The sequence below is a fragment of the Streptomyces albidus (ex Kaewkla and Franco 2022) genome, from assembly GCF_013870515.1.
Lineage (GTDB): Bacteria > Actinomycetota > Actinomycetes > Streptomycetales > Streptomycetaceae > Streptomyces > Streptomyces albidus.
Window position 1 is genome coordinate 1 of record NZ_JACBXA010000344.1, and the last position, 4,888, is coordinate 4,888.

At 69.6% G+C, this 4,888-nt stretch carries 7 protein-coding genes; 1 reads left to right on the forward strand and 6 read right to left on the reverse strand.

All coding sequences use genetic code 11. The features are described 5' to 3' along the window. Window positions 1-62: 62 nt before the first annotated feature. From H5J26_RS28385 to H5J26_RS28410, 6 genes are all read right to left on the reverse strand, one after another. Complete coding sequence (locus H5J26_RS28385; protein ID WP_181768829.1) at window positions 63-323, reverse strand: DUF4235 domain-containing protein; 261 nt, start codon at window positions 321-323, stop codon at window positions 63-65. Window positions 324-328: 5 nt separating this feature from the next. Next, a complete protein-coding gene (locus H5J26_RS28390; RefSeq protein WP_181768830.1) occupies window positions 329-730 on the reverse strand; it encodes a DUF3618 domain-containing protein in 402 nt (133 codons plus the stop codon). Beyond that, window positions 727-1,146: a phage holin family protein gene (locus tag H5J26_RS28395; RefSeq protein ID WP_181768831.1), complete on the reverse strand. Its 420-nt coding sequence runs from the start codon at window positions 1,144-1,146 to the stop codon at window positions 727-729. Before H5J26_RS28395 ends, H5J26_RS28390 begins: the two co-directional genes overlap by 4 nt. 75 nt (window positions 1,147-1,221) lie before the next feature. Next, window positions 1,222-2,673 carry an argininosuccinate lyase gene (gene argH / locus H5J26_RS28400; protein WP_181768832.1) on the reverse strand — a complete coding sequence of 484 codons (1,452 nt, stop codon included), beginning with the start codon at window positions 2,671-2,673 and terminating at the stop codon, window positions 1,222-1,224. Window positions 2,674-2,816: 143 nt separating this feature from the next. After that, on the reverse strand, window positions 2,817-4,013 hold the full coding sequence (locus H5J26_RS28405) for an argininosuccinate synthase (RefSeq protein ID WP_181768833.1): 1,197 nt from the start codon (window positions 4,011-4,013) through the stop codon (window positions 2,817-2,819). A 109-nt stretch (window positions 4,014-4,122) separates the two neighbouring features. After that, complete coding sequence (locus H5J26_RS28410) at window positions 4,123-4,500, reverse strand: DUF488 domain-containing protein (protein ID WP_181768834.1); 378 nt, start codon at window positions 4,498-4,500, stop codon at window positions 4,123-4,125. A 73-nt stretch (window positions 4,501-4,573) separates the two neighbouring features. Here H5J26_RS28410 and H5J26_RS28415 point away from each other — a divergent pair. Beyond that, window positions 4,574-4,888 (forward strand): helix-turn-helix domain-containing protein (locus tag H5J26_RS28415; protein WP_419183861.1); only part of this gene is annotated, 315 nt, incomplete at its 3' end.

The window sequence follows — 4,888 nt, forward strand, 5'->3', positions numbered from 1 at the left end:
CGGGTCGGCGCTCCCTCGGTCTCAGACCGATGCCCGTGCCGGACAAGGCCCCGTGCAGGCGCTCAGGCCGGCCAGGTGCCCGTCAGGCCGCGTACACCGGTGGCGCCGCCGCGGTGGATCAGCGCCTTGACCACACCGGCGATCGCTCCCTTGAGTGCGACGGCGGGCAGGATCTCTTTCCACTCCCGCTCCTCGTCAGTGGCGTCCGGTGCGTCGTCCTCGTGCGCGAGGACCTTCCAGACCTTGCTGAAGAGGGCGCCTGCAAGGATGCCGCCGAGCAGCCCGAAAAGGATGCCGAACGGCTTGTAGAGAAGCTTGACCACGACGGTCACCTCTTCCCATGTCGCCAGGACAGCCGGTTCCCGTGCTGCCGGTGCAGGATGTTCCCGTGCCGCCGGTGCAGCGAGTTCCCGTGTTGCCGGTGCAGCACGACGAACGTCGCCAGGGCGGCGAGGCCGACGCCGGCCACCACCGCCACGGCCGCGCCGGGCCTGGTGAAGCCCCGGTCCGCGGCCAGCTCAGCGGTGTGCTGCATGCGTGCCTTCGCCTCGTTCGCCTCGAACAGGGCCTTGGACTTGGCATGCGCTGCCATCTCCCGCGCATGGGCCTTCACGTCCGCCTTCCCTGCGAGCTCGGCGACCGTCTCGGCCAGCTGCTCGCGTGCCACCTCCACGTCCTGGCGCAGCTGCTTGCTGTCGGTGGCTGCTCCCGCGGCAGGCTTGCGCGTCATCGGTGCGCTCCTTCCTTGATCGCGTCGACATCGGCCTTGACGCTGTCGATGGTCCGCTCGGGCTTGGGTGGAGTCGCGGATCGGAGTTCATGCTTCCCTGCCATCGCGAGCGCCCCGGCCACCAGCAGCAGTCCGCCGGCGACGATCAGCGCCGCGGCCCAGACGGGCAGCACGACTGCGATGCCCGCGATGGCCCCGAAGGCCAGCGCCCACAGGGCCAGCAGACCCAGGATCGCGGCTCCGCCGAACATTCCGCCGCCGAAGCCCGCACGCTTGCCCTTCTCCTTCATTTCGGCCTGCGCCAGACGCATCTCGCTTCGCACCACGTCGGTGAGCTGCTCAGAGGCCTGTTTGACCAGCACAGCTACCGTGTTGTGGTTCGTCTCCTCAGGCCGGTGACGCACAGATCCGATCATCGCGTCTCGCCTCGCTTCGTGTCGGGGAGGTCACCCGGGTGCCCCAACGTGCGCAGGCTTACGCGTACGTGGATCTCAGCGTGCTCGCGCGGTCCAGGCGCGCTGCCCGGCGAGGTCGGCCTTGACCTCGTCGAGCTGGACGGCGACCGCCGACGGGGCGGTGCCGCCGCGGCCGTCGCGAGCGGCCAGGGCGCCGGAGACGTTCAGGACGCTGCGGACCTCCGGGGACAGATGCGGGGAGATCGCGGCGAACTGCTCGTCCGTGAGCTGATCCAGCTCGATGCCTTCGCCCTCGCAGACCTTGACGCACTCGCCTGCCACCTCGTGCGCCACCCGGAACGGGACTCCCCGCTTGACCAGCCACTCCGCGATGTCGGTGGCCAGCGAGAACCCGGCGGGAGCCAGCTCCGCCAGGCGGTCGCGGTGCACGGTGAGCGTGGCCATCATGCCGGTGAAGGCGGGGAGCAGCATCTCCAGCTGGTCGCAGGAGTCGAAGACCGGCTCCTTGTCCTCCTGGAGGTCGCGGTTGTACGCCAGCGGCAAAGCCTTGAGCGTGGCCATCAGGCCGGTCAGGTTGCCGATCAGGCGGCCGGACTTGCCGCGGGCCAGCTCGGCGATGTCGGGGTTCTTCTTCTGGGGCATGATCGACGAGCCCGTCGAGAAGGCGTCGTGGAGCGTGACGAAGGAGAACTCCTTCGTGTTCCAGATGATGATCTCCTCGGCCATCTTCGAGACGTCGACGCCGATCATGGCCGTGACGAAGGCGAACTCCGCGACGAAGTCGCGCGACGCCGTTCCGTCGATTGAGTTGGCGGACGAGCCGTGCTCGAAGCCCAGGTCGGCTGCGACGGCCTCCGGGTCCAGGCCGAGCGAGGAACCTGCGAGCGCCCCGGAGCCGTACGGGGAGACGGCTGTGCGGACGTCCCACTGCCGCAGCCGCTCCGCATCCCGTGAGAGCGCCTGGGCGTGCGCGAGCACGTGGTGAGCGAAGAGGACGGGCTGGGCGTGCTGGAGGTGGGTGCGGCCCGGCATCGCCACGTCGGGGTGCGCCTCGGCGAGACCGACCAGCGCCTCCTGAAGGTCGGCCAGCAGCCCCCCGATGATCCGGGCGTGGTCGCGCAGGTACATCCGGAAGAGCGTGGCGACCTGGTCGTTCCGGGAGCGTCCGGCGCGCAGCTTGCCGCCGAGCTCGGCCCCGAGCCGCTCCAGCAGGCCGCGCTCCAGCGCCGTGTGCACGTCCTCGTCGGCGAGGGTGCCGATGAAGCTGCCGTCGGCGACGTCGGACTCCAGCTGGTCGAGGCCCGCGGTCATCTGCTGCAGTTCCTCGGCGGTGAGCAGCCCCGCCTTGTGCAGCACACGGGCGTGGGCGCGGGAACCGGCGATGTCGTACGGCGCGAGGCGCCAGTCGAAGTGGACGGATGCGGAGAGCTTCTCCAGCGCCTCGGAAGGTCCGTCGGCGAAACGCCCGCCCCACAGCCGTACGTCCTGGCCTTCGGGGTCGCTCTGCGGCGCTTCGTTGCTGGGCATGGTGGTGCTCTCCTCGATGCGTGTCGTGCGGCGCTGCTGCGACCGCGTGCAGGACCGCCTCCCCGCCGGATGCGGCGGGGAGGCGGTGGAAGTGCTGGACCGGCGGCCCGCGGTGAGCGGGCCGGGCGGCCGGGACCGGCAGACTACTGCGCCAGGTCCCGCTTCGCGGCGATCTTGCTGGACATGCCGAACAGCTCGATGAAGCCCTTGGACATCGACTGGTCGAAGGTGTCGCCGCTGTCGTACGTGGCGAGGTTGAAGTCGTAGAGCGACTGCTGCGAGCGCCGGCCGGTGACGACGGCGCGGCCGCCCTGCAGGGTCATCCGGATGTCGCCGCTGACGTGCTCGTTGGCCTCGTCGATGAAGCCTTCCAGGGCACGCTTGAGCGGGGAGAACCACATGCCGTCGTAGACGAGTTCGGACCACCGCTGCTCCACCTGCCGCTTGTAGCGGGCCAGTTCGCGCTCGACGGTGACGTTCTCCAGCTCCTGGTGCGCGGTGATCAGTGCGATGCCGCCCGGGGACTCGTACACCTCACGGGACTTGATGCCCACGAGCCGGTCCTCGACCATGTCGATCCGGCCGATGCCGTGGGCGCCCGCCCGCTCGTTGAGCTGCTGGATCGCCTGAAGGACGCTCACAGGCTTGCCGTCGAGAGCGACGGGGACGCCCTTCTCGAAGGTGACAACGACCTCGTCGGCCTCGCGCGGGGTGGCCGGGTTCTCCGTGTACTCGTAGACGTCCTCGATCGGCGCGTTCCAGATGTCCTCGAGGAAGCCGGTCTCGACGGCCCGTCCGAAGACGTTCTGGTCGATGGAGTACGGGGACTTCTTGCTCGTCGCGATGGGCAGCCCCTTCTCCTCGCAGAAGGCGATGGCCTTGTCCCGCGTCATCGCGTAGTCCCGGACCGGGGCGATGCACCTCAGTTCCGGGGCGAGGGAGGAGATGCCGGCCTCGAACCGCACCTGGTCGTTGCCCTTGCCGGTGCAGCCGTGGGCGACGGTGGTGGCACCGTGCTTGTGCGCGGCGGCGACCAGGTGCTTGACGATGGTCGGCCGCGAGAGCGCGGAGACGAGCGGGTAGCGGTCCATGTAGAGCGCGTTGGCCTTGATCGCCGGGAGGCAGTACTCGTCGGCGAACTCGTCCTTGGCGTCAGCGACTTCGGCCTCGACGGCACCGCAGTCGAGAGCGCGCTTGCGGATGACGTCCAGGTCCTCGCCGCCCTGGCCGACATCGACGGCGACGGCGACGACCTCGGCCCCGGTCTCCTCGGCGATCCAGCCGATGCAGACGGAGGTGTCAAGGCCGCCCGAGTAGGCGAGTACGACGCGCTCAGTCACGGGGTTCTCCTTACGGTGCATACACTGACTGGCATAAGTATGCACTCCACCGCATGCTTCGTCAAAGTCCCTGCTCAGAGCACCCTCGACCCGCAGTATCAGCGCGCGATCAGCGTGAGCCGCCGAGCTCCTCCGCCAGTACGGCGGCGTGGCTGCGCTCCAGCTGTTCGGCCTTCACGGACGTCAGCAGCGTGAGGGTCCCGCCTGCCGCGCGCTTCCGGAGATCCGCGAGCGCACCGCGAGGCCCGGACTCCGACAGCTCCGCGCGGTAGCGCTCGGCGAACTCCTCGAAGAGCTCGGGGTCGTGCCCGTACCACTTGCGCAGCTCGCTGGAGGGCGCGACCTCCTTGACCCACTCGTCCAGACGGGCGTCCTCCTTCTTCATCCCGCGCGGCCACAGCCGGTCCACGAGCACGCGCAGCCCGTCCTCGCGGGGGCGGGCCTCCTCGTACACGCGCCGGATCCTCACCTTTGTCCGTCCAGTCATGCTCCAAGCCTGCGCGACAAGTCCGGACGGCGAATGTTGACAGCGTTCACATCCACTGGCTACGTTTCCCGTCATGACGGATTTCGCCGGACTCGCCCGCACGATGTGGCACCAACTCGAACCTGTTCACGCGGCCCTGTACTTCTCACCGCAGGCCGCCGAGGAAGGAGCCGCGCTCGGCTACGACGTGAGCGAGCGCTGGCCCTGGTACTTCGCGCTGCGGTCCGCCCCGCTGGGGGCGGCCACGCCCGAAGTGGTGACGGCGTCGTTCTACAGCTTCAGCCCGCGCACCGTCGCCTCGTACGTCCCTCAGGTCTGGCGGACGGCCGCTCCCGAGGCCGTGCTCGCCGCCCGCCTCCGCGCCGTGGACCGGACGCTCAGGCCGCTG